This is a genomic window from Candidatus Binatia bacterium, from assembly GCA_023150935.1.
Classification (GTDB): Bacteria; Desulfobacterota; Binatia; order HRBIN30; family HRBIN30; genus JAKLJW01.
Map to the genome: position 1 here is coordinate 421,442 of JAKLJW010000001.1, position 21,455 is coordinate 442,896.

A 21,455-nucleotide genomic window follows, 5' to 3' on the forward strand; every position below is an offset into this window, starting at 1 on the left:
CCGACGACCTGAGGAGGCGCCGCTCCCTCGCATCTTCCGGCGGCGTGGCCGAAGCGAAGCGACCCGGAGGCTTCAATGATCAAGGGATATGCCGGCCGCGTGCTGGAAGTGGATCTGGCGAACCGCACCTCCACGTTCAAGCCGCTCGACGAGGAGACGGCGCGGCTCTACATCGGCGGCAAGGGCTACGGCACCCGGCTGCTTTACGACCTGACCGAGCCGGGTATCGATCCGCTCGGGCCTGATAACCCGCTCATCTTCGCCACTGGGCCGCTCAACGGTTCGGTGGCGCCGCAGTCGAACCGCTTCGCCGTGGTGTGCAAGAGCCCGCTAACGGGAGGCATTGGCAATGCCGCGTGCGGTGGTTCGTTGGCGTACGGCTTGAAGCGCGCCGGCATCGACGTCCTGATCGTGCAGCGCCAGTCGGCGACGCCCGTGCGCCTGGTCATCGACGGCGACCGCGACGCCGTGCAGTTCATCGACGCCGCTGACCTCTGGGGCAAGGGGACGTACGCAACTCAGGAGGCGCTCGGCAAGAAGCATTACCACGCCGTCATCGGTCCGGCCGGCGAGCACCTGGTTCGCTACGCCGGCATCGTCTCCAACGAACGTATGGCGGGCCGCACGGGAGTCGGTGCGGTGATGGGCTCGAAGCGGTTGAAGGCGATCTCGGCCAACGGCACGCGCAAGCTCGAAATGGACGACCCGGAGCGGTTCAAGGAGTACACCAAATGGGTGCGCGAGATGTTCCGCGACCACCCGGTGCTCGGCGGTACGCTGACGCGCTGCGGGACGGCGAACATCGTCAACACCACCAACGCACGCAACATCATTCCGACGCACAACTTCAAGTACGGCCACTTCCCGGAGGCGATGAATCTCTCCGGCGAGTACCTCGCCGATCACGAGATCGTCGGCGTGAAGTCGAGCTGCATTCACTGTCCGGTGACCTGCGGCCACGACGTTATGGTTGACGGCGTCGGACGTGTGAAAGGCCCGGAGTACGAAACCCTCGGTCTGATGGGCACAAACCTCGAAATCCCGGATGTAAAGAACGTCACCGAGTGGAGCTATCTGGCTGACGATCTCGGGATGGACACCATCAGCCTCGGTTGCGTGCTCGGGTTCGCGATGGAGTTACAGGAGCGCGGCATGCTGAACGCCGGGCTCCGCTTCGGCGATCCGGGCGGGGTGAGCGACATGATCCGGGACGTCGCCCATCGCCGCGGTCTCGGCAGCGATCTCGCCGAGGGTGTCAAGCGCATGAGCGAGAAGTACGGTGGGCACGAGTTCGCCATGCACGTGAAGGGTCTCGAGCTGTCCGCCTACGACCCGCGGGGGTCCTTCGCCCAGGGGGTCGAGTACGCGACCACGAACCGTGGCGGCTGCCATGTTCAGGGCGCGAGCATGTACCTCGAATCGGTCGGGCCGCTGACGATTAACCCGCAGAGCCTGCGGCTCAAGGCTGACATCCCGGTGCTGCAGCAGAACCTCGCCTGTGCCATCAACTCCATGGTGCTCTGCATTTTCACCACGTACGGGCTCATGCCGAGGGCGGTACACGAGCTGAACCCCAACTCTTTCACCTACAAGGCGCTGACGTTCGCGCTCGAGCACAGCGGCCCGATGTTGCGGACGGTCATGGGTATCAAGGGCAAGCCGATGCTGTGGTTCGAGAAGTGGCTCACGTACATCACCGGCACGCCGTTGTCGGGTGGCCACCTGCAGGAAATCGGCGCGCGCATCTTCAACCTCGAACGCATGTACAACTTGAGAGAGGGAAAGACTTCCAAAGAGGACACGTTACCGCCGCGGATGTTGAATGAGCCGACGTTCCCGCACATGACCGCGGGGCATCCGCTGGGGCAGCTCCTGCCGCGCTACTACCGGCTACGCGGTTGGGACACCAACGGGGTGCCGACGAAACGCACGCTGGAGCGTTTGCAGGTGCGGGTGTAAGGAGAGCGCATGGCGGTCACGGTCGAGCTCACCTACGACATGAGCAAGGCACTGGGGGTGCCTCGCTTCGAGGTTGACGGTGCGGCGACGGTGGCGGACGTCGTACGGCGCACGCGCGAGCGCTTCGGGGTGCGGGCCGACGAGTTCGAGAAGCTCACGAGGGTGGCGGCGGTGGCGATCAACGGCGTATTGGCCAACAACCGCAAGGGGATGCGCACCCCGGTCACCGACGGGGATCGGGTTTCTTTCCTGAAGGCAGCAGCCGGGGGTTGAATGTCGCAGCGGCACGGCTGCGCGGTGGCTGGACGAGAGGGTAAATGCGCACAACCGGCACGGCCCTGGTCGTCATGGCGCTGCTCGGCATCAGCAGCCCTGTCGCGGTCACCGGTGTGCGCGCAGCGGATGGACCGGTGCCCAGGATCGGCACGGTGCCCCCGCCGTCCCCGACCGTGACGCCGACGTCCTGCATTGCGGAGTGGGCGTGGTTGAGCCGTGACCTGCCCGCAAGGGCCGTGGCGGGGACTCCGTTTGCGGTCCACTACAAGTGGCGCGGAGGAACGGCCAGGATCCGGAGGATCGAAGAGACGTTGCCTGCGGGGTGGCAGGTGTTGTCCCCGCCCTGGACGCAACGTTCAGGCGATACCTACGTCTGGGACACGTGGGTCTCGTACGGTTTTTCCGTGTTGCAGATCGACATTCTTCCGCCTCGTGAATCGCCGAGCGGGGACTACCGCTTCAGTGGCAGCACGATCTCCTGGCACTCGTGCAATGGCGAGGTGGGGTGGGGTATCGAGGGTGCGTCGACGGTCTGCGTGGAACCGTGGTCGACTCCCTGCACGGGGGATTGCCGCGCGGATGGCGCCGTAACGGTCGACGACCTGTTGGTGGCGGTTGGCGTGGCGCTCGGGGAGACGGTGCTCGGAATGTGTCCGGCGGCCGACCCGAACGGCGACGGCACGGTTACCGTCGACGAGATTGTCATGGCGGTGGGTATGGCGGTTGGCGGGTGTCCTGCCGTGGCGACCGGGTCGTGAACGTGGTAGCAGAGCGGTAGCATCGCGCGCGGCCAGCAGCGGTCCGGTCGCGCTAAGGTGCCGGAATTCCAACGAGCCCCCGTAGCTCAGGTGGATAGAGCACAGGATTCCTAATCGAAGTCACGAGTGGTGAAAAGGCACGGAAATACAGTGTTGGCGCGGCTTTTCACAATACGCTAGTGTGCCCCAGGATGCCTCGAAGAGTACCGAAATACCCCGCCACGGGCAAAGTGGTGGGCAAAGTGGTGAGCGTGATAAGCTGCGCCTGAACGAACGCGCTGCCGGCCAGGGAACGCGACCCGCAAAGCCGGACCCACGGCCGGCCGGCCGGCAGCGCAAACTAACAGACCGCGGGAGCCTCGTGGGGGCCGTATGGCGGATCATCCGCTACCCGACCGGCAAGCGATAATCCGGCGACTCGAACAGCTAACCGGGGACCTCAAATCTGCCCGAGCTTCGGTGGCGGTGCCCGACCATATCAAGCTGGCACTCCAACAACTTTCGCGGCCGTCGGCCGAAACTCTCGCCCTGAGCAACCTGTTTCGAGAGATACGTGCAGCCCTCGACAACCCCGTTCCGGACGCTGAAGAGATTGACGATCTGGTGAATCTGCTCATTGAGTCGCTGGACGAGAAAAAACGAATAGCTGCGGCAGAACGATTGCTGACACGGTATCCGTCGCCGATCTACACGAAGCGCCGGGCGATGGTATTACCCGAGCTACGGCGTCGGGCGGCTGTACGCGGCGTTTCCATCAAGGCGGTTTTGCACGATGTGGCGCTTGCGGCGCTGTGGCAGGTGGTCGACACGTGCGGCGACCTCACTCCCGCCGAGTTACCTGAGATACGGAAGAAGATTCGGTCTGGCTTGAACGCCGTCATGACGGCAGATCTTGCGGGTTCCGATTGGCGACAGCGGAGGCGGATCATAAGCCTCGACCATGCGCCCGAGGGAACAACGAACCCGGCAGCCGAGATTGAGGCGCGGCTTGCGGTAGAAAGTCTCGTCGCTTCCGCCCACCTTTCGAGCAGGGAAACGGCGGTGGTCGCCGCGGTAAGTGAAGGCAAAACGCTGGCGGAAGCTGGCCGCGCACTCGGAGTGAAGGAATCGACGGCGCGCGTACTCTTCTGGAGGGCGAGGAGAAAGTTGGTTGGCGTGTAAACGCTACGGGCTGTTTTCCGGGGGAATGGGCGAACGAACCCTGCCCCGGGAGGTGGCCCAATGGTGTCTTATCTCGCGTTGTACCGCGGTAGTTCGCTGGCGACCGCCGAGCTTATCTCCGTCTCGACGGACCCCGCGCTGATTTCCGCGGTTGCATCGACACTGCTCAAACAGGCTACTCCGCCGCCCGACGATGCGGCCGCGGCGGCATTGCGTAACGGTCGCCGTCGCGCTTTGCGGCTTATCCACAAGCAGGCCGGAGCCTGACCGTGGACGATGCCACGGCCGAATCGCCCCTGCTCGCGGCCGCACTGGAGTACATCGGCCGCGGCTGGTTACCCATCCCGATCCCATATCGCAGCAAGGCCCCCATTCTGAACGACTGGCCGGCGCTGCGACTCACCGTCGCCACCGCGCCGAGCTACTTCAACGGGCAAGCCGCCAACGTGGGACTGTTACTCGGCACCCCTCTCGTCGACGTCGATCTCGATTGCAACGAGGCGCTAGCCGTCGCCGAAGACTGGCTACCGCCGACCGACCGCACCAGCGGTCGGCCGGATGGGCGCGTAACTCACCATTGGTATCTCTCACCCGAGCCGCTCGTAACGGAACGTCTCAAGGACCCCGCCCTATCGAAGACGGGGAAGGATACGCTCGTAGAGCTGCGCGGCCTGAAAGCCGACGGCACCGTCGGCGCCCAGACACTCGCGCCTCCCTCTACCCACCCCGACGATGAGGCGCCGCTGCGCTGGTACGCCGAGGGCGAACCGGCGACCGTACCGGCGGCTGCATTGCGCGTGGCCGTCCGGCGCGTTGCGGCGTGCGCATTGCTGGCGCGGTACTGGCCCGGCGAGGGCGGACGTCACGATGCCACATTGGCGCTGGCCGGCATGCTGGCCCGGGCCGGCTGGTCGGAGACCGACGCAGGGCGCCTGGTGCGAAGTGTGTGCCGGGCCGCGAGCGATACCGAGGTGACCGACCGGGTGCGAGCCGTGGGCGACACGTTCGCCGCACTTGCCGCCGGCAAACCCGCAACCGGACTGCCCCGGCTCGCGGCGTGTATCAGACATGGTGATATCGTCGCGCCACGAGTCGCACTGTGGCTCGGGAACCGAGCCGATGACGTCGAGGCGAGCGAACCGCCCCCCCTCGATGTGTTCGGCGACGCGACACTTGCCGGGTCGCCACCGCTCGAAGCCGCGATGCTGCCCGAAGTAATCGCGCGGTTCGCCGCCGATGAGGCGGAACGGCTTGGTGTGGATCTGGCCATGCTGGCGCTGCCGTGCCTCGTCACGGCTGCCGCAGCAATCGACGATTCGCACCGTCTACAACCGAAACGATACGATGCAGGCTGGACGGAGTCGCCGCGGCTGTGGCTAGGGATCGTCGACGAATCCGGCCACCGGAAAACCCCGGCGCTGCGGAAGGCAACGGCGCCGCTTCGGGCAATCGAGAGAGATTGGCTCAAGACGGACCTGCGCGCGCTGGCCGACTACGAAAAAGCGATGCAACGCCACCGGGCCGCGATGCGACGCAAAGGCGGAACGGACCTTGACGAACCGGCCCGGCCGACGGTGCGCCGGCTCGTGGTGGACGACGCGACGATCGAGTCACTGAGCGACATCTTGGCGGACAATCCGCGCGGCGTTTTGTGTGTACGAGATGAGCTGTCAGGCTGGTTCGCGTCGTTCGACGCATACCGGAAGGCTGCCGGGCAGGACCGCGCACATTGGCTCGAACTCTACAACGGCGGACCGCGGCCGATAGACCGCGTGGTGCGCGGCCGAGTGCTCGTCCCCAACTGGTCGGCGTGCTTGTTGGGCGGAATCCAGCCCGGACCCATGCGCCGGCTCGCCGGCAAGATCGACGATGACGGGTTGCTGCAACGGTTCGTCGTGGTGTTTCCCGCGCCCGGTGCCGCGGAAGTCGACCGCGCACCCGACTACGAAGCACTACACGCTTACGCCCGCACGTTGCACGCGCTGGTGAGGCTCGATCCGGCCGGCGCGGTGTACCGCCTCGACGACGACGCACAAGCCGTGCGGGGCGTCGTAACCCGCGTCGCGCATAACGTCGTCGCACTGCCGGACACGTCGCCGGCGTTCCGATCGCACCTTGGCAAATGGGACGCTCTCTTCGCTCGGTTGACGCTCGTCTATCATCTCGTCGACGCCGCATCGAACGGCACCGAACCGGCGCCCTTCGCGTCGAGCGACACCGCGGAACGAGTCGGGCGACTCATGTCTGACTTCCTGTTGCCACATGCCGCTAAATTCTATGTTGATCTGCTGGGCAGCGAGCACCTGACGCACGCGCGCTGGATCGCCGGTCACATACTGGCACATGCTCTCGAACGGATCAGCGCACGCGACGTAGGGCGCGCCTATCGTGAGCTGCGCGGCGATGGACGCCGCATCGCCGCAACCATGGCGCAACTCGAAGTGGTGGGGTGGGTAACGCCGATCGACACGACCCGTGGGCCGTTCCCAAGTAAATGGGCAGTCAACCCGCAGGTCCATACCCGCTTCGCCGCTCGCGCCGCGGCCGAACGGCGCCGCCGCGAAGCCGTGCGACGCCAGGTCGCCGAAGCCGTAGCCGAGCTTGGACTCACCCCGGAGGACGCGTGAATCTCTTCGACCGGGTGCGCGCCGGCACAAAAAGCGTCCCAAATGTCACTCGCGCGTGCGAGCGTACAAAACAAACAGCACACATTTTTAACATACATACATTGCTCTCTCCTCGAAATCCTCAAGTGACACTTGGGACGGTCCCTCGAAACAGCCGGCCGGGCTGCAAGCACGTCACCGACCCGGAGCTTGTCGCGTTCTACGACGCGCACCCGGAGCTGACATGCGCGAAATGTTTTCACGAGGGCGTAGGGCTCGTAAACGGTTCGGATGGTCTTGCGGGGTAAAAAAGTATGCACAAGACCGCCAACTATGCTCCCCGCCCGGATCCAGCCGGCCGCGCACAGGACTATCAATCCCGTGGGGCACCCGCCAGCCCGCACCGGACAAGGGTTTCCGCACGCACTTTGCCCGCACTTTGCCCGGATTCGCCGCGGTTGCTGGGGCTGGAAATGGCCGCTCGATACCTCGGTGTTTCGTACTCGGTGTTCCGTCGATGGGTCTTTGCCGGCGAGATCCGGGCCGTGCGCTTGCCGTCGAGCCGCCGGCCGGGCCGCGAGAGCCGTCGGGTGTACGTCGACCGTGCGGACCTCGACCGCTTCGTCGAGCAACACAAGGGCTGACGAGACATGGCGAAGACCTACACCCAGCCCACCCCCAAGCACGGCAGCCGCACCCTTAACCGCCTCTACCGCGAGCGAAAACTCGATGGCCGCACCGAGCTTTCACGCGACATCAACGCCATTCAGGACGCGCTAGCCGCAGAGAGGGGCGGTTGGGAGCGATGTTCCGCCGCGGAGAAAGTGCTCTTCGAGCCGCTGGCTTTCGCTGCCGTCTGGCTCCGCCTCATGAACCGCTACGTGGCCGAGCACGGTGGGTTGCTCGACCCGACGGGCGAGCCTATCGGCGCGGCAAAGCTCTATTTCGTCAATTTCAACTCACTGGTTCGCGCATGTACTGCGTTGGGGCTTCGGCCGCCCGAGCCGGCACCGGCGTTGACCCTGGGTGAGTATCTCCAGGCACGCGCCCAGGCCGCCACAGAGCCCGCAGGAGGCACGATCGAGAGCCCCACCGACTCCTTGCCCGCGCCCGACCGCGCCGACCCGCCAGAGGCCGCCTAGCCATGCGCCGCACCCGCACCCGTGGCCCGCCGCGAGGCCCGCCACGTTGACCCTCAAAGTGCAACGCATCGTGACACGATGCGAAACTACGATTCTCAGGAACGAGACGAACGAACTACAACCGAAAGGCACAGACCAAATGGATACCTCGAAGTTCTACAAGAGCCCCTACTTCAAAGCCTCCGAGCTTGACGCTCCCGTGACCCTCACCATCAAGGACGCCGTGTCCGAAATGATAGGTCAGGGTAAGGACGCGGAACTGAAGCTGGTTGTCTATTTTCGCGAGGATAGCCGAGGCTACATTCCGAACAAGACCGCCTACCGCACCGTCAAGGACGCCTGGGGCACTGACTCCGACGACTGGGTCGGCCGCAAGATCGTACTCTACCCCGGCGAGGCGATGTTCGGTGGGGAGCCGGTCCCTAGCATCAAGGTCCGCATGCCGCAGCCGAAGCCGGCCACGGTGGCGAAGCCGCCGCCGGTCGCCGATGTCGACCCGGCCGACGACGTCGACCCCGACGACGCCGACGACCCGACGGACTTTGCCGATGATGCGAGAGAGGTATGACCAATGGCGTACACAGCTAGCGTTACTGACTTGATCATCTTCGCCGTGGAACAGGACCATTGCGTTGCGGCCGAGCTGCTCCATCTGACCCTGGGGTTTGCCCGCACAGCCGGCGACTTCGCTCGGCTTCGCGAAGCGGCGTTGACCTGCTGTTTCGACGAAGACCCCGCGTTGGAGCGCAAGCGGCGAGCGGTGGCCCGAGCGGCCGCCGGCAAGCTCAAGCAACTGGAGGCACGAGCGTAAGACCATCGGCCCGGACCGGAGCGGCGTGCGCCCGGTCCGGGCCTAACAACCCGAGGGCGAGGAATGACTGTTGAAGTACCGCGCGGGCTCACACGTGCCGAGCAAGAGACCGTGATCCGTTGGGACGCGGAAGAACGGGTTGTGTGGGTATGGACGGCGGACCCGTCGACCCTCCGCAAGCTCCACCGACTCGGCTTGGCCCACTTCACGGAGGCCCGGCGCAAGGACGGCGGACTTCACGGCCGGGAGTATCGTATTCCCCTGGCCGACTTCCGATGGGGGTTGCGCCGTCGGTCGACCCGGCGAGACAGGCCGTTTTTGCCGGCCGGACCCCGCGAGGAAGCCACTTCGAGCACCGAACCGGGCCGGGACGACCCAACCCCCGTACCCGCCGCCCCGGCGCGTTCTGAGGGCCAGTTTCGCGGAGGGGCGGCATGACTGACCCTCGCTTCCTCGTCTTCCTCGTTGCCGAGCTTGTTGCGGCCGCGATCTACCTCGTTGGGGTGTCGGGATGACCGACCGTGACGCACTTATGGCCACGGCCAGCGAGCTAGGCCCCGATGAACTTCGCGTTCTCCGACTGCTGGCCGCCCGGTTGGCACTCGGGCGACGGCAGTACGGCGCGCTCGACCTTGACCGCGACACGCGAGACTTCGGCGTTGAGGCCGTCGCCGAGGCCGCCGACTTGGCCATCTATCTCGGTATGATGCTGTGCCGGGAGACGCTGTGCAGATGACCCACCTACCGCCCGACTGCGACTTCGACGTGCCGATTGATATACGGCGCGAGCAACGACCCGCCCCCGACGCTGCTCACGCGCTGACATATCAGCGCCGAGCCCGGCCGGAGGGATGGCGCCCCGGTGGCGTCGTTGCCTACGCACGCCCCGGCGAACCACCGGCGAAGCTGATTCGGCGATTCGTCACGATGGTCATGCGTGAAGGCGTTCTGGTCGACGCCCGCCGCCGCGAGCACGCAATACGCCCGGGTGAGCGTCGCCGCGTCAAGAGGGCGCGTGCTGCGGCACGCCGGCGGAAGGCAGGGCGCGAGTGACCATCGTCGAGGCGATGCGCGACCCGGCGTTATTCGGCCGCTGGTTTTCCGGCGAGAGCTGGGCGCCCTGGTTCGTGGCACTCCGGGCCGTGTTCGGCTTGCCGCTGGCCCGGGCCGAGATGGACGTGTACCACCGTCACACCGGGCGCCAGCTACCGCCGGCCGCACCGGCGCGCGAAGTGTGGCTGCTGTGTGGACGCCGGGGCGGTAAGAGTCTGGTTGCTTCCACGGTGGCGGTATTCCTCGCGTGCTTCCGTGACTGGACGCCGGTCCTTGCGCCCGGCGAGGTTGCGACCATCGCGCTCATTGCGGCCGACCGTCGCCAGGCGCGTACTCTCATGCGGTACATCAGCGGGTTCTTCGACGGCGTGCCTCTGCTGGCGCGGATGGTCGCTAACCGCACGCGCGAGACTATCGAGCTTGATAACCGCGTTGTGATTGAGATCCACACGGCGAGCTTCAGGGCAACCCGTGGCTACACGCTCGCAGGCGTTGTGGCAGATGAAGTGGCGTTCTGGCCGACCGATGAACACGGGGTGAATCCCGATACCGAGATCCTGAACGGGTTACGCCCCGGACTGGCGACCACGGGCGGGATGCTGCTCTGCATTACCAGCCCCTATGCAAGGAAGGGCGCGGCATGGGAGGCGTACCGGCGCAACTACGGACAGGACCACGCCCCGGTGCTTGTGTGGCAGGCATCAACCCGCGCGATGAACGCCACGGTACCATTGCATGTTATTGACGAGGCGTACGCGTCCGACCCTGCCGCTGCGGCAGCGGAGTGGGGCGCCGAGTTCAGGACCGACGTCGAGACGTACGTTCCGCGCGACGCCGTTGACAGGTGCGTGGTCCAGGACCGCCGCGAGTTTCCGCCGTCGCGTGCGCTGCGATACGTGGCGTTCGTCGACCCGAGTGGCGGTTCGGTGGATTCCATGACGCTTGCCATCGCGCACGCCGAGGGGGACCGCGCGGTTCTCGATCTTGTGCGCGAGTGGCGACCGCCATTCTCGCCGGCCGTGGTGGTTGCGGAGGCGTGCGGGTTGCTCCGGGAGTACGGAATTCACCGGGTGCGTGGTGATCGTTACGGTGGAGTGTGGCCACGGGAGCGGTTCGCCGCCTACGGCGTGACGTACACGCCGTGCGAGCAGACCCGATCCGAGTTGTATCAGGCGCTCCTGCCGCGCCTCATGAGCGGGACGATTGAGTTGCTCGACGATCCGCGGCTTGTTCACCAGCTTAGCCAGTTAGAGCGACGCACCGGCCGGAGCGGCAAGGACAGTGTCGACCATGCGCCGGGCCAGCATGACGACGTAGCGAACGCCGCGGCGGGAGCTTTGGTAACCGTGGGCGGGCCATACGCATCGTTCACCATGGTCAGGCCGTTGATTGTGTGAGCTTATCAACGTGCGCCGCTAGGCGCCCTTACACGCAGGAGATGAGAACATGAGAACGTTCGAGACTTACAGTGAACTTCGGAGGGTAGCGCTACAGGCGCTCGCAGCGACACAGGACGCCGACGTCCTGGCGCAACGGGCCACGGCCACCTTGAGTGGCATTTCGGACGAGTGGCGCGCGAAGGCCGACATGATCCGACGCGACGCGGAGTTAAGCGACGCCGGCAAGCAGAGCCGCATCGAGGAGCTTCGCAAGGCCGCGAGCAAGCAGGCGAACGCCTTCATGCGCGAGTCGCGGGCTATCGAGCGCATTGACGCCGCGTTGGACGCGGCCGATAGCTGGACGGAGTCGACGTTGCTCCGGGGCATTACCGAGCATCCGCGCGATGTCGCCCAGGCGAACTACTGGGTCTGGCTGTTCGGACGGTGCAGTGCGGCCGGGCTGGAGGACCGTGTGCGTGGAGCCGTTACCGACGACAATCTGTTGGGTGCGGCGCTGGTGTTCATCGAGGCGACCAACCGGGCGAAGGCCCCGATCCTGGGCGACGCGGAGCAAGAGGTATTGACGGACGTTGCTCGCGTGTTTCACGAGGCGTGGCCGAATGAGTTAGAGCAGTTACGTTCCGCGCTTGCGGCGCTCGAACGGGTGCGGCATGCGGTGTTCGACCGGTTCCGCAACGTTGCCGGACAGCCGGCGCACGTCGACGAATTATGGGACGGGCTTACGATCCGGGATCGCCCGAAGGCCGCTGCGGCATGACGGCAGGGCAGATCACGCGGCGGGGCGGGTGCCGGCGGGTTTCCCAGACCCGATCCGGCCGGCCGCCGCTATCTCCTGAGCTACGCCGGCTCGTTCGTGCGTGGGTAGATGTCGACGAGTTCGAGCAACGGCTGTTCCTCGCCGTGGTACTGCGTCGCCGTGATCTTGCAGACGCCACGCCACGGGGATCAGCATGAACACCAGTGCCAAGGGCCGCCGCCTCGAAGGGCGCAGCAAAGCCGTGCTCGAAGCTGCGGGTTACACCGTGATTCGTGCGGCGGCGTCCAAGGGACCTTTCGACCTTGTGGGCTGGTCGGCAACCGACGTGGTTCCTGTGCAGTGCAAGGCCAACCGGCCGCCCGGGCCGGGTGAACGGGAGGCGCTGCGGCTTGTACCGGTGCCACCTAACGGCCGGCGGTTGATCCATGTGTGGATGGACCGGCAGCGGTGGCCCCGGGTTGTAGAAGTGTGATGGTCGCGCGCGGCATGGTCGCCGCCGTCGATCGGGGCGCCGATTACGGCCGACTCCGATGCTCGGCTTCGAGGATGTCGCAGGCCAACGCGAGCCCGCGCTTGACGCTATAGTATCATGGCGCTAACTTAACGGCCGGAAGGAGGGCCATGGCATGGCCGACCGGGGTTCGCTCAAGAAGGTGCCGATCTACTTTCCGCCGGAGCTTCACGAGCTGGTGCGGAAGATAGCGTTCGACAACCGCACGTCGATCAACAAGCTGGTGCTCGAATGGATAGCGGCGCACGCTGTACAGGCCACGAAGAAGCGGGCCACAAAGAGGGGAGGGTGAGCGCATGGCCGGATCGTTGTTCCGCCCCAGGTACAGACGGACCGGCGGACAGGTGGTCCAATCGGCCGTCTGGTGGATGAAGTTCTACGACGGCAACGGCCGCTGCATCCGCGAGTCGACCGAGACCGACGACAAACGGGAAGCGCAACGGGCGCTGACCGTGCGCGTTGCCGGCGTACTGCGCGGCGAGCCGGTTCGGCCACACGTCGGCAAGCTGACCGTGGCCGACCTTGTGGCCGATGTACTCACCGACTACCGCGTGAACGGCAAGCGCAGTCTCCAGGATGCTGAGCGGCGATGGGAAAAGCATCTCAAGCCGGCGGTGGGGATGTTGCGCGCCGCCAGCGTCGGCACCGATACGGTGCGGCGCTATCAGGCTCACCGGCAGGAGCAAGGCGCGAGTAACGCAACCATCAACCGCGAAGTGGCGCTGTTGCGACGTGCCTTCACGCTCGCTTCACAGGCCATGCCGCCGAAGTTGACGGTCAGGCCGTACATGCCGGCGCTGGCCGAGGATAACGCCCGGCATGGCTTCTTCGAGCCGGCGCAGCTTGCTGCCGTCATGGCTTCGCTGCCGTCGACGTCGCAACCGGTGGTCGCCTTTGCCTACCAGACCGGGTGGCGGGTTCGATCGGAAGTGTTGCCGCTTCAGTGGCGCCAGGTCGACTTCGACGCTCACGACGGACGCGGCGAAGTGCGCCTTGAGCCCGGCACCACGAAGAACAAGAAGGGCCGCACTTTCGTTCTGACCACCGAGCTGCGCGAGTTACTTGTGGCGCAACGCAAAGCGACCGACACGGTAGAGCGGCAGCACGGGATCATCTGTCCCTACGTCTTCCATCGCCACGGCAAGCCGATCAGGTCGCTCTATCGGGCGTGGCGGACCGCGTGCCGGAAGGCCGGGTGTTCCGGGATGATCCTGCATGACTTCCGCCGCACGGCTATCCGTGCCATGGTCCGGGCCGGGATCAGTGAGAAGGTGGCCATGGAAATGAGCGGGCATCGGACTCGAAGCGTCTTCGACCGGTACGACGTCACCGGCGGACGGGATCTGACCGAAGCCGCCGCAAAACTGGACGCCGCCGCCCACGTCAATTCCGTGACGGGCAAAGTGACGGGCAAAGTGGCCATTATGCACCCTCGGAGGCGAAACGTAAGTTATTGATTTTGTTCACTTGCCCCCGTAGCTCAGGTGGATAGAGCACAGGATTCCTAATCCTGGGGTCACGCGTTCGAATCGCGTCGGGGGCATTGTCCTTTCAGATTGTTGCGCCGCCCGCTTTGCCCGGCACGCAGCAAGTCACGGATTTGGCAACGGCCGTGACGGGCGAACCGGCCGTGGCATGTGCCGGTCGGCCGCGGCGGCGGATCCCGCTTACGCCGGGCGAGTGCACCGGCGCGTCTACTCCCCGGGCTGCCGGCGAGCCTGGCCGTTGGGCTCCTGACGCAGCGCGCCGGCGTCGAACACGATGAGCTGGTCGAGGCCCGCGGTAACCACGACGAAGCGACCGTCCGGACTGGCGGCTACCCCGCGCGGCCCGGCGGTGATCGGTGTAATCCCGACAACGGCGCGCGTTGCGGTGTCGATGACCAGCAGGCGCCTGTCGCCGAAACTGGTGGCGTATAGGACCGCCCCATCCGGGGCCAGGGCAATGTCCCCGGGAAGATTTCCGGTCGGGATGGTAGCGACGATGCGCGGCTTGCTGAGGTCGACCACGGCGACCCGGTTGGCGGGGCGTTCGAGGACGTAAGCGTGCGTGCGCTGCGGTGCGATCAGTGTGCGTCCCGCCGGGGAGGGCAGATCGACGGCCGCGCGCCGCTGGAGGCTCACCGGATCGTACGTTCCGAATTCACCCCGCAGGCATCCGTGCGGGCACCCGGCGACATAGACCGCATCCGGACTTCCGCCGGCGACAGCGCCGGGTCGCATCGTCAGGGTTGTGCTGCGCTGCACCGCTGGATCGGCGGTGTCGATAGCCCAGAGCTGCGACGTGCCCGGCGTGCCGACGAAAACCGTCCTGCCGTTGGGGCTCACGGTGACTACGCTCGATGATGACTCCCACGGGATCCCGTCCCGACCGATAGGAACGCGCTGTACAACGCTGTCCTTGTCGGTATCGACAATAGTCAGTTGCAGATCTGCGAAGTCGCCAACGAAGAGGCGCTTGCCGTCGGGGCTGAGAGCCATGGCGCGCGGGGCCGGGGGCAGCGGGATGGTAGCCAGCAGCGCGCCGTTCAAGGGCCTGATAACGTACACCTTCCCGCGCGCGGCGACGTATGCCTTGCCGCCGTCCGGCGTGATGGCGATCGCGTCGGGTATGTCGGCCAGGGAGAGCTGTGCCAGTACGGCGGGGCCGAGGTCTGGGCGACGGGAACCGGCGCAGGCGGTCAGGGTCAGAGTCAGCAGGAGCAGGATCGCCGTCGTGCGGCCGCAGATCGATCTCATGAGGGCACTCGGATACCACGCGATCGTGACTTGAACGAGGGGTCGACCGATAGAGCGAAAGCAGCTACTTTCGCGTCGCGGCGCGCAAGTGGCAAGCGCCCGGCGAAAGGAGATCATGTGGAGACGACGAGATTGACCATGGCTATCGCCGCCGGGGCTCTGCTGGTGGCGGGGACGCCGGCTGCTGGGATGGCCGCGGGACCCGGAATCAAGCTTAGCGCGATCAATGCCTCGCCCGGACAGGAAGTGGAATTAACGGCGACGCTGGTTGCCGCGGGCGGCAAGATCGCCGGCACACAGAACGACTTCAGCGTCAAACCGCCGCAAATAAGCGTCAAACGCAAAGCCAACGGCAAGCCGGATTGCACGGTGAACCCGAGCATCAACAAGTCGGCTTCCACCTTCGTATTTCGTCCGGCCAACTGCGGCGGCGATGCCTGCAACACGGTGCGGGTGCTGGTGTTCTCGACCGAGGACGTGGGCACGATTCCCGACGGTTCGGTACTCTACACTTGTAAGCTTCAGCTGGCGGCTGGCGCTCCGGCTGGCACGGTGCCGATCGAGCTCAGCGGCACGATTCTGAGCGACGCAACCGGTGTACGCGTGTGCGGCTCGGCGGACAAGGATACCCCATGCAAGGGCAACGTAAACGGTAAACTGACCGTTACCAAGAAGGATAAAGGCGGCGCCAGGGGTAAGAAGAGGAAGTAGTTGGATCGAACTCGCGATCGAGGGTATCGACGCGACACGGTGCGGGTAACGCCCGTCACGATGGCAGGGGCACGACGAAAGAGTGGGCTACCGCATCCGCGAGAAGGTGATCTCATGCGCGGACTCATGATGGATTACCCGTTGACGCTCACCCACTTCCTGGAACGGGCCCGGTGTCTGTTTCCGCGCAAGGAAGTGGTTACCCGGACTGCCGTTGGGCTGCACCGGTACACCTACCTCGACGTTTATCGGCGCGTGTGCCGCCTGGCCAATGCGCTCGGCAGTCTGGGCGTTCAACCGGGTGACCGGGTGGGGACCTTCGCCTGGAACACGTACCGGCATCTCGAACTCTACCTCGGGGTGCCGTGCGCCGGCGCGGTCTTGCACACGCTGAACATCCGGCTGTTTCCGGAGCAGATCGCGTTCATAGTGAATCACGCTGCAGACAGGGTCATCTTTGTCGACGAATCGCTGGTGCCGGCCCTGGAGCCGCTGGTGCCGCAGCTCACCGGCGTCCGAACGTTCGTCATAATGGGAGATGGGCCGTTACCGGACACGTCGTTGCCGCGGGCGGTACGATACGAGGAACTTCTCGCCGCGGCACGGGAGGACTATGCCTTTCCGGTGCTCGACGAGCACGCGGCGGCCGGGATGTGTTACACCTCGGGTACCACCGGGAATCCGAAGGGCGTCGTGTACAGTCATCGAGCCCTCTTTCTGCAGAGCCTCGCGCAGGCGAGCGCAGACGCCTTCGGACTCGGGGAGGCCGACGTCGTCATGCCGGTGGTGCCGATGTTCCACGCCAACGCCTGGGGATTGCCCTACAGCGCCACTATGGTTGGCGCCACCCATGTCTACCCGGGCGCGCAACCGACGCCGGAGGATGTTGGGGGGTTGATTGAAGAGTGCCGCGTCACGGTCACCGGCGGAGTGCCGACGGTGCTCATCGGTCTTCTGGCGGCGATGGAAAAGCGCCGCGTCGATCTCTCGAGCTTGCGTTGTGTTCCGTGTGGTGGATCGGCGGTGCCGCAGGCATTGATCGAGCGCTTCCAGAGCCTGGGTGTCAGCGTTGTGCAGGCTTGGGGAATGACCGAAACGGCGCCACTGGCGACCCTGTCGCGCCCCCGTAGTTCCATGAACGGTTGGAGCGAGGCGGAGCGCCTGGCGGTGCGCGCCAAGCAAGGGACGCCCGTGCCCGGCGTGGAGTTGCGGATCGTCGGCGAGGATGGCAACCCGTTGCCGTGGGACGGCACGACGTTCGGTGAGCTTCAGGTGCGTGGGCCCTGGGTTGTCGGTGCGTACTACAACGACCCGCGATCGACCGAAGCCTTCCATGACGGCTGGTTCCGCACGGGCGACGTGGCGACCATCGATGCCGACGGGTACATGCGGATAACTGACCGCGCCAAGGACGTCATCAAGAGTGGCGGCGAGTGGATTTCGAGCGTCGAGCTGGAAAACGCGATTATGGCTCACCCGGCGGTGCTCGAAGCGGCGGTAATCGGCCTGCCACACGAGCGCTGGCAGGAAAGACCGCTGGCGTGCGTGGTGGTCAAGTCCGGTGCGGAGCTAACGAGGCAGCAGGTACTCGATCATCTCGAGTCGCGGGTCGCGAAGTGGTGGATGCCGGAGGACGTGGTGTTCGTTGACACCCTGCCGAAAACGAGCGTCGGCAAGATCGCGAAGCGGGATCTACGGGAGCGGTTCAAGGAGCGTAAGTGGGGTTGATGGGTGCTCAATCCCTCAATCCCCTCACGACCCAGGCCCTCAAGCCCTCAGGCCCTCAAGCGGTATCGCTCCCTGCCACGCTGACTCGCTTCCGCTGACTGTGGTTGGCTGGGGTGGGGGCGGCGTTGGGATGCGGACCGTGACCGTGGTGCCCACGCCAAGGTCGCTGGTCAGCTCGACAGTTCCACCGTGTGCTTCGGCGACCGCCTTCACGATGAACAACCCGAGGCCATTGCCGTGGATGTGGTTGCTCTCTGCGCGCCTCCGATAGCGTTCGAACAAGGGGGTCAACTCGGTTTCGGGTATGCCCGGCCCGTTATCTGAGACGGCGAGGGTGACCTCGCCATCGCCCGCTTGCGTGCGAACGGTGACCGTGCCCCCGGGGGGCGTGTACTTGATGCCGTTGTCGAGCAGGTTGGACACCACGCGTTCGATTTGCAGGGCATCGACCGGCGCACTGGGCAGCGCCGGATCGGGTTCGAAGTGCAGGGTGATGCCTTTGATCTCGGCGGCACTGCGTGCCAGCGCGAGGGCATCTTCGACGACGTCACGCAGGTCGGTCATGCTACGGTTTACATCCAGCCGGCCGGCCTCGATGCGCGCCACGTCGAGCAAATTGCCGGAGAGCTGCAGGACGCGTCGCACATTGGCGTGAATGCGCCTCACCAATCCGGCCTGATCGCCGGTCAGCGGGCCGGCATTGCCATCGAGCAACAGGTTGGCGAGCGACTGGATGATGCTCAGCGGGTTCTTGATGTCGTGCGTCACGGCCGACAATGCTTCGGTTGCCAGGCGCTTACGTTCCCGTGCCTTCTCCTTGCGGTCGCGGCTGCGGACCAGCTTCGCTTCGAAGCCGAAGAAGAGGGCGACGACGAAGAGAAATGGAATGCGCAGCATGTACTTCCCGTCGAGCACCTCCCCGGCCCCCAGAAAGTGCGACAGGGTGGAGAGGTGGACCAGGCCGATGAGGGCCGCCGCGCCCACGACCAGCTCGACCCGCTCGGTCAGGGCCCCGATGAAGATCACCAGAAAGAACACCGGGAAGAAATCGACCGACGTGCCATCGGTGAGACTGAGTCCGACGGCGAGGGCGGCGATGTCGAACAATACGATGCCGGCGTCGAACCAGCGCCGTCCGCGCCAGCGATTGAAGTACTTCGAGAGCAGTAGGTTGGAGGCCAAGTAGGCGGCGATGAACAGGGCAATCGCGGGCGGTGTGGCCGCGCTGTCGCTGCTGAACAAGAGCAGATACGACGTCGCGATGATCAGGACCCAACGCAGTAGTACCAACATGTGACTCTCTCCCAACCCCACCCCACGGTTCCGCATGCCGGCGAAGTCTGCAGGATCCATACCACTTGCGCTTCTCTTCGCGTTTTGACTTCGTAGCCAACCCGCAGGTCTGCGATGCGGCCCTGTGCCCGCACTTTTTCGCCGATCCGGTCCTTCGCCACAGCCTGGAGAAGTGGCCTTCCGGGGAGCGATTTCGCCCCGGGCAGCCCTCCAACACGCTGAACTTGCTGTGTAAGCTCGCAAGCAGTCGCGAAGAGAGCGTTGCTAAGCTGCCAGCGTTAGTCGCTTAGCGGTCTGGCAATTTCGTGACGTCCGTCGGGCAGTCTCAAGGTCGAGCCGCGAGTTCGAGGTTGCCCGTTTGGAAACGCGGACTATGCTGCGCATCACAGTGATCGCAGCGGGCCATTCGGGAGCCACCGGTTGCGCGGTCGGGGTGCCGGCGCAGGTCGAGTCGGCGGGCGTGTGCGTCGATGCCCTTCGGTGGGCGGACGAGCGTGCGGTGGCTGGCGTCTTGGCGCGGGCATTCATTGACGACCCACTTGTTGTGGCCATTTGCCGTGGAGCGCCAGCGCGGCGCCTGCGACGATTGTGGTGGAGCTTTCGGATTGCGGTGCGCAGCCACTGCCTGGCGGGTCAGCCGGCGTGGACGATCGTCGATGCTGCCGGTGTGCCCCTTGCAGTGGCACTCGTGATCCGTCCGCCTGTACCGTCCGCCCCGGTAGCCGACGGTTGGTTTGCGCTCTGGGGATCGTTGCGTGTGGGGCCGGGGACGACAAGACGCAGCCTGCTGGCGGCGCACGCCATTCGCCGGCACGAGCCGCTGGGGCAGTTCACCTATCTCCGGACCCTGGCGGTCGATCCGGCCTGGCAGCGTCGAGGATTGGGGTCGAGGCTGGTGCGGCAGGTGCAGCGCGCGAGCGCGCCGCAGCTACCGCTATATCTCGAAACCTCGCGGGCCGAGAACGTTGGATTCTATCGCCGGTTGGGGTTCGAGCTTGCGGGCGAATTCACCTGCCTCGGCGTTCGGCTCTGGCGCCTGTTGCGCGCGCCGGCGGGGGCAACGTAGCGCGCTTGCATCGGTTCGGCTGAGTAGGGACTTGCCGTGGTGCGCCGCCGCGGGGGTGCCGGCGACCAGCGCCAGACATCGAGCGCCAAGAAAGTGTCTTACCTGACTTCGCCGGTGAACGTGCGGCGCTGCCGAGCGAGTCGCAAGGCAACACGGGCGAATGCCATGTTATGTGGGCTTGGTGGCGCGCCACTTGCTTTGGCGAGTGAGCGCGTGCTCATTTGCCGGGCGGTGGGGGGCGGTTGGTGATAGCGGGGTAGGGGTGTCAGTGTACGCTGGCGGGCCGGTTGGCCCGTGGCGTGCCGACGGTGGCGAGCGGCGCGGTTTGCACGCTGCGCGCGAGGCAGTGCCGATGGCTATGACATCTCCCACTCCGGCTGTTTCTGTGGTCGTTATCGGACGCAACGAAGGCGCGCGCCTGCTGCGTTGTGTCGAGTCGGTGAGACAAATGGTGCCGCCCCCCGGCGGAAGACTGATCGAGTTGATCTATGTCGACTGCGCGTCCACGGACGGCAGCGCCGAGCGTGCGGCCGCCCTTGGCGCACGGGTGGTGCGGGTGCGGAGGGAGCAGGCCTCGATGGCGTCGGCTCGCAACGCCGGGTGGCGCACGGCGATGGGACCCTTCGTCTTGTTTATCCATGGGAACAGGATCCTCGATCCCAGTTTTGTGGCCGGATCGCTGCCCGCGTTCGAGGATCCGCGGGTGGCGGTGGTCTGGGGCTGTCGGCGGGAGAAAGATCCCGGCGGATCGCTGTGCGATCGGGTTCTTGACTTCAACGATTTCTGCGCCACCGGGCTGTCGGAGTTCTGTGGCGGTGAGGCGCTTGTGCGCGCCACGGTGCTCGAAATGGTTGGCGGGTACGACGACACCATGAGCGCCGGCGAGCAATGGGAGACATGCCGGCGTATCCTTGCGCAGGGCTATCGGATCCTTCGCGTGGACAGGGTGATGACCGTGGGCGATACGGGCACCGGCGGCTGGTGGCGGTATTGGCGACGCGCTGTTTACGCCGGGTACGGGTGGGCGGAGGTTGCGGAGCGCCGCCACGATGTCGGCGATCGGTCTTGGGATCGGAAGCTGCGGCGGAACCGGCTTCACGCGACCGCCCTCATCGGGGTGCCGGCCGTCGGAACGGCGCTGTCGCTCGCGGTCGGTGGCTGGGCGCCGATGGCCGCCGCGGCGTTCGTTCTGGCCGCCGCGGTTGGGCACACGGCGATGATGGCCGGGTGGAACGCTGCGGATTTCAGAACCCGGCTCCTCTACGGCTTGCACTTGAACTTGCAGCAGGTACCGCTGCTCGTCGGACAGATCGAGTACTACTGGAATCGAGGCGCGCGGGGACGGCGGCTCGTCGAACAAGGGCAGCCGGTGCGATGAGGTTCCGCACCCGCCCCCGATCGCCCGGCGCCAGGTTTGGTTGCTGCCTTGGGTGTCCGGCGTTGTGCTATCATCCGCGACGTGCGAGGCGTTAACTTTTTTGAGAT

22 protein-coding genes and 1 tRNA gene are annotated in these 21,455 nt (G+C 65.6%); 21 read left to right on the forward strand and 2 right to left on the reverse strand.

Features of this window, described 5'->3' with window-relative positions; genetic code table 11:
* Positions 1 to 75 precede the first annotated feature (75 nt).
* The 17 genes from L6Q96_01800 to L6Q96_01880 all read left to right on the forward strand — a co-directional run bounded on the left by L6Q96_01800 (position 76) and on the right by L6Q96_01880 (position 13,977).
* Positions 76 to 1,959, forward strand: a complete 1,884-nt coding sequence (locus tag L6Q96_01800) for an aldehyde ferredoxin oxidoreductase family protein (protein MCK6553312.1) — start codon at positions 76 to 78, stop codon at positions 1,957 to 1,959.
* Between the two features lie 9 nt (positions 1,960 to 1,968).
* Positions 1,969 to 2,232 carry a MoaD/ThiS family protein gene (locus L6Q96_01805; GenBank protein ID MCK6553313.1) on the forward strand — a complete coding sequence of 88 codons (264 nt, stop codon included), beginning with the start codon at positions 1,969 to 1,971 and terminating at the stop codon, positions 2,230 to 2,232.
* A 44-nt stretch (positions 2,233 to 2,276) separates the two neighbouring features.
* On the forward strand, positions 2,277 to 2,993 hold the full coding sequence (locus tag L6Q96_01810; GenBank protein ID MCK6553314.1) for a hypothetical protein: 717 nt from the start codon (positions 2,277 to 2,279) through the stop codon (positions 2,991 to 2,993).
* Positions 2,994 to 3,452: 459 nt separating this feature from the next.
* The gene (locus tag L6Q96_01815; protein ID MCK6553315.1) at positions 3,453 to 4,154 is read left to right on the forward strand and encodes a hypothetical protein; all 702 of its coding nucleotides are present in this window, start codon (positions 3,453 to 3,455) and stop codon (positions 4,152 to 4,154) included.
* A 60-nt stretch (positions 4,155 to 4,214) separates the two neighbouring features.
* Positions 4,215 to 4,421 carry a hypothetical protein gene (locus L6Q96_01820; GenBank protein ID MCK6553316.1) on the forward strand — a complete coding sequence of 69 codons (207 nt, stop codon included), beginning with the start codon at positions 4,215 to 4,217 and terminating at the stop codon, positions 4,419 to 4,421.
* Between the two features lie 2 nt (positions 4,422 to 4,423).
* Positions 4,424 to 6,781, forward strand: a complete 2,358-nt coding sequence (locus tag L6Q96_01825; GenBank protein MCK6553317.1) for a DUF3987 domain-containing protein — start codon at positions 4,424 to 4,426, stop codon at positions 6,779 to 6,781.
* A gap of 452 nt (positions 6,782 to 7,233) precedes the next feature.
* Positions 7,234 to 7,404 carry a helix-turn-helix domain-containing protein gene (locus L6Q96_01830; GenBank protein MCK6553318.1) on the forward strand — a complete coding sequence of 57 codons (171 nt, stop codon included), beginning with the start codon at positions 7,234 to 7,236 and terminating at the stop codon, positions 7,402 to 7,404.
* A gap of 6 nt (positions 7,405 to 7,410) precedes the next feature.
* Positions 7,411 to 7,902 carry a hypothetical protein gene (locus L6Q96_01835; protein MCK6553319.1) on the forward strand — a complete coding sequence of 164 codons (492 nt, stop codon included), beginning with the start codon at positions 7,411 to 7,413 and terminating at the stop codon, positions 7,900 to 7,902.
* Positions 7,903 to 8,041: 139 nt separating this feature from the next.
* Complete coding sequence (locus tag L6Q96_01840; protein ID MCK6553320.1) at positions 8,042 to 8,470, forward strand: hypothetical protein; 429 nt, start codon at positions 8,042 to 8,044, stop codon at positions 8,468 to 8,470.
* 3 nt (positions 8,471 to 8,473) lie between these two features.
* Entirely contained in the window at positions 8,474 to 8,713 is a 240-nt protein-coding gene (locus L6Q96_01845; GenBank protein MCK6553321.1) for a hypothetical protein, read from the forward strand.
* Between the two features lie 511 nt (positions 8,714 to 9,224).
* Positions 9,225 to 9,449: a hypothetical protein gene (locus L6Q96_01850; protein MCK6553322.1), complete on the forward strand. Its 225-nt coding sequence runs from the start codon at positions 9,225 to 9,227 to the stop codon at positions 9,447 to 9,449.
* A gap of 313 nt (positions 9,450 to 9,762) precedes the next feature.
* Positions 9,763 to 11,163: a phage terminase family protein gene (locus L6Q96_01855; GenBank protein MCK6553323.1), complete on the forward strand. Its 1,401-nt coding sequence runs from the start codon at positions 9,763 to 9,765 to the stop codon at positions 11,161 to 11,163.
* Between the two features lie 49 nt (positions 11,164 to 11,212).
* Entirely contained in the window at positions 11,213 to 11,923 is a 711-nt protein-coding gene (locus tag L6Q96_01860; protein ID MCK6553324.1) for a hypothetical protein, read from the forward strand.
* Positions 11,924 to 12,116: 193 nt separating this feature from the next.
* Positions 12,117 to 12,395 (forward strand): hypothetical protein, encoded by a 279-nt coding sequence (locus L6Q96_01865; protein MCK6553325.1) that lies wholly within the window; start codon positions 12,117 to 12,119, stop codon positions 12,393 to 12,395.
* Positions 12,396 to 12,549: 154 nt separating this feature from the next.
* Entirely contained in the window at positions 12,550 to 12,726 is a 177-nt protein-coding gene (locus tag L6Q96_01870) for a hypothetical protein (protein ID MCK6553326.1), read from the forward strand.
* 4 nt (positions 12,727 to 12,730) lie between these two features.
* Complete coding sequence (locus L6Q96_01875; GenBank protein MCK6553327.1) at positions 12,731 to 13,891, forward strand: site-specific integrase; 1,161 nt, start codon at positions 12,731 to 12,733, stop codon at positions 13,889 to 13,891.
* 12 nt (positions 13,892 to 13,903) lie between these two features.
* Positions 13,904 to 13,977, forward strand: a tRNA-Arg gene (locus L6Q96_01880).
* Between the two features lie 151 nt (positions 13,978 to 14,128).
* Here the strand turns inward: L6Q96_01880 and L6Q96_01885 are convergent.
* Positions 14,129 to 15,172 carry a PQQ-binding-like beta-propeller repeat protein gene (locus L6Q96_01885; GenBank protein ID MCK6553328.1) on the reverse strand — a complete coding sequence of 348 codons (1,044 nt, stop codon included), beginning with the start codon at positions 15,170 to 15,172 and terminating at the stop codon, positions 14,129 to 14,131.
* Between the two features lie 117 nt (positions 15,173 to 15,289).
* Here L6Q96_01885 and L6Q96_01890 point away from each other — a divergent pair, with 117 nt between their 5' ends.
* Positions 15,290 to 15,883, forward strand: coding sequence for a hypothetical protein (locus L6Q96_01890; protein MCK6553329.1), 594 nt, complete (start codon positions 15,290 to 15,292; stop codon positions 15,881 to 15,883).
* Positions 15,884 to 16,009: 126 nt separating this feature from the next.
* Positions 16,010 to 17,611 (forward strand): long-chain fatty acid--CoA ligase, encoded by a 1,602-nt coding sequence (locus tag L6Q96_01895; protein ID MCK6553330.1) that lies wholly within the window; start codon positions 16,010 to 16,012, stop codon positions 17,609 to 17,611.
* 39 nt (positions 17,612 to 17,650) lie between these two features.
* On the opposite strand, the gene L6Q96_01900 is transcribed toward L6Q96_01895, so the two are convergent.
* Positions 17,651 to 18,904, reverse strand: coding sequence for a HAMP domain-containing histidine kinase (locus tag L6Q96_01900; protein MCK6553331.1), 1,254 nt, complete (start codon positions 18,902 to 18,904; stop codon positions 17,651 to 17,653).
* A gap of 373 nt (positions 18,905 to 19,277) precedes the next feature.
* Here L6Q96_01900 and L6Q96_01905 point away from each other — a divergent pair, with 373 nt between their 5' ends.
* Both L6Q96_01905 and L6Q96_01910 read left to right on the forward strand, forming a co-directional pair.
* A complete protein-coding gene (locus L6Q96_01905) occupies positions 19,278 to 19,970 on the forward strand; it encodes a GNAT family N-acetyltransferase (GenBank protein ID MCK6553332.1) in 693 nt (230 codons plus the stop codon).
* A gap of 352 nt (positions 19,971 to 20,322) precedes the next feature.
* A complete protein-coding gene (locus L6Q96_01910; GenBank protein MCK6553333.1) occupies positions 20,323 to 21,348 on the forward strand; it encodes a glycosyltransferase in 1,026 nt (341 codons plus the stop codon).
* Positions 21,349 to 21,455 lie beyond the last annotated feature (107 nt).

Excerpts from the sequence above, each read along its gene's own strand:
- L6Q96_01850 (MCK6553322.1), top strand. The coding sequence starts at position 9,225 with ATGACCGACCGTGACGCACTTATGGCCACGGCCAGCGAGCTAGGCCCC.
- L6Q96_01910 (MCK6553333.1), top strand. The coding sequence starts at position 20,323 with ATGGCTATGACATCTCCCACTCCGGCTGTTTCTGTGGTCGTTATCGGA.
- L6Q96_01845 (MCK6553321.1), top strand. The coding sequence starts at position 8,474 with ATGGCGTACACAGCTAGCGTTACTGACTTGATCATCTTCGCCGTGGAA.
- L6Q96_01875 (MCK6553327.1), top strand. The coding sequence starts at position 12,731 with ATGGCCGGATCGTTGTTCCGCCCCAGGTACAGACGGACCGGCGGACAG.
- L6Q96_01840 (MCK6553320.1), top strand. The coding sequence starts at position 8,042 with ATGGATACCTCGAAGTTCTACAAGAGCCCCTACTTCAAAGCCTCCGAG.
- L6Q96_01830 (MCK6553318.1), top strand. The coding sequence starts at position 7,234 with ATGGCCGCTCGATACCTCGGTGTTTCGTACTCGGTGTTCCGTCGATGG.
- L6Q96_01835 (MCK6553319.1), top strand. The coding sequence starts at position 7,411 with ATGGCGAAGACCTACACCCAGCCCACCCCCAAGCACGGCAGCCGCACC.
- L6Q96_01860 (MCK6553324.1), top strand. The coding sequence starts at position 11,213 with ATGAGAACGTTCGAGACTTACAGTGAACTTCGGAGGGTAGCGCTACAG.
- L6Q96_01900 (MCK6553331.1), bottom strand. The coding sequence starts at position 18,904 with ATGTTGGTACTACTGCGTTGGGTCCTGATCATCGCGACGTCGTATCTG.
- L6Q96_01905 (MCK6553332.1), top strand. The coding sequence starts at position 19,278 with ATGCTGCGCATCACAGTGATCGCAGCGGGCCATTCGGGAGCCACCGGT.
- L6Q96_01895 (MCK6553330.1), top strand. The coding sequence starts at position 16,010 with ATGATGGATTACCCGTTGACGCTCACCCACTTCCTGGAACGGGCCCGG.
- L6Q96_01820 (MCK6553316.1), top strand. The coding sequence starts at position 4,215 with ATGGTGTCTTATCTCGCGTTGTACCGCGGTAGTTCGCTGGCGACCGCC.
- L6Q96_01805 (MCK6553313.1), top strand. The coding sequence starts at position 1,969 with ATGGCGGTCACGGTCGAGCTCACCTACGACATGAGCAAGGCACTGGGG.
- L6Q96_01800 (MCK6553312.1), top strand. The coding sequence starts at position 76 with ATGATCAAGGGATATGCCGGCCGCGTGCTGGAAGTGGATCTGGCGAAC.
- L6Q96_01885 (MCK6553328.1), bottom strand. The coding sequence starts at position 15,172 with ATGAGATCGATCTGCGGCCGCACGACGGCGATCCTGCTCCTGCTGACT.
- L6Q96_01810 (MCK6553314.1), top strand. The coding sequence starts at position 2,277 with ATGCGCACAACCGGCACGGCCCTGGTCGTCATGGCGCTGCTCGGCATC.
- L6Q96_01870 (MCK6553326.1), top strand. The coding sequence starts at position 12,550 with ATGGCCGACCGGGGTTCGCTCAAGAAGGTGCCGATCTACTTTCCGCCG.
- L6Q96_01865 (MCK6553325.1), top strand. The coding sequence starts at position 12,117 with ATGAACACCAGTGCCAAGGGCCGCCGCCTCGAAGGGCGCAGCAAAGCC.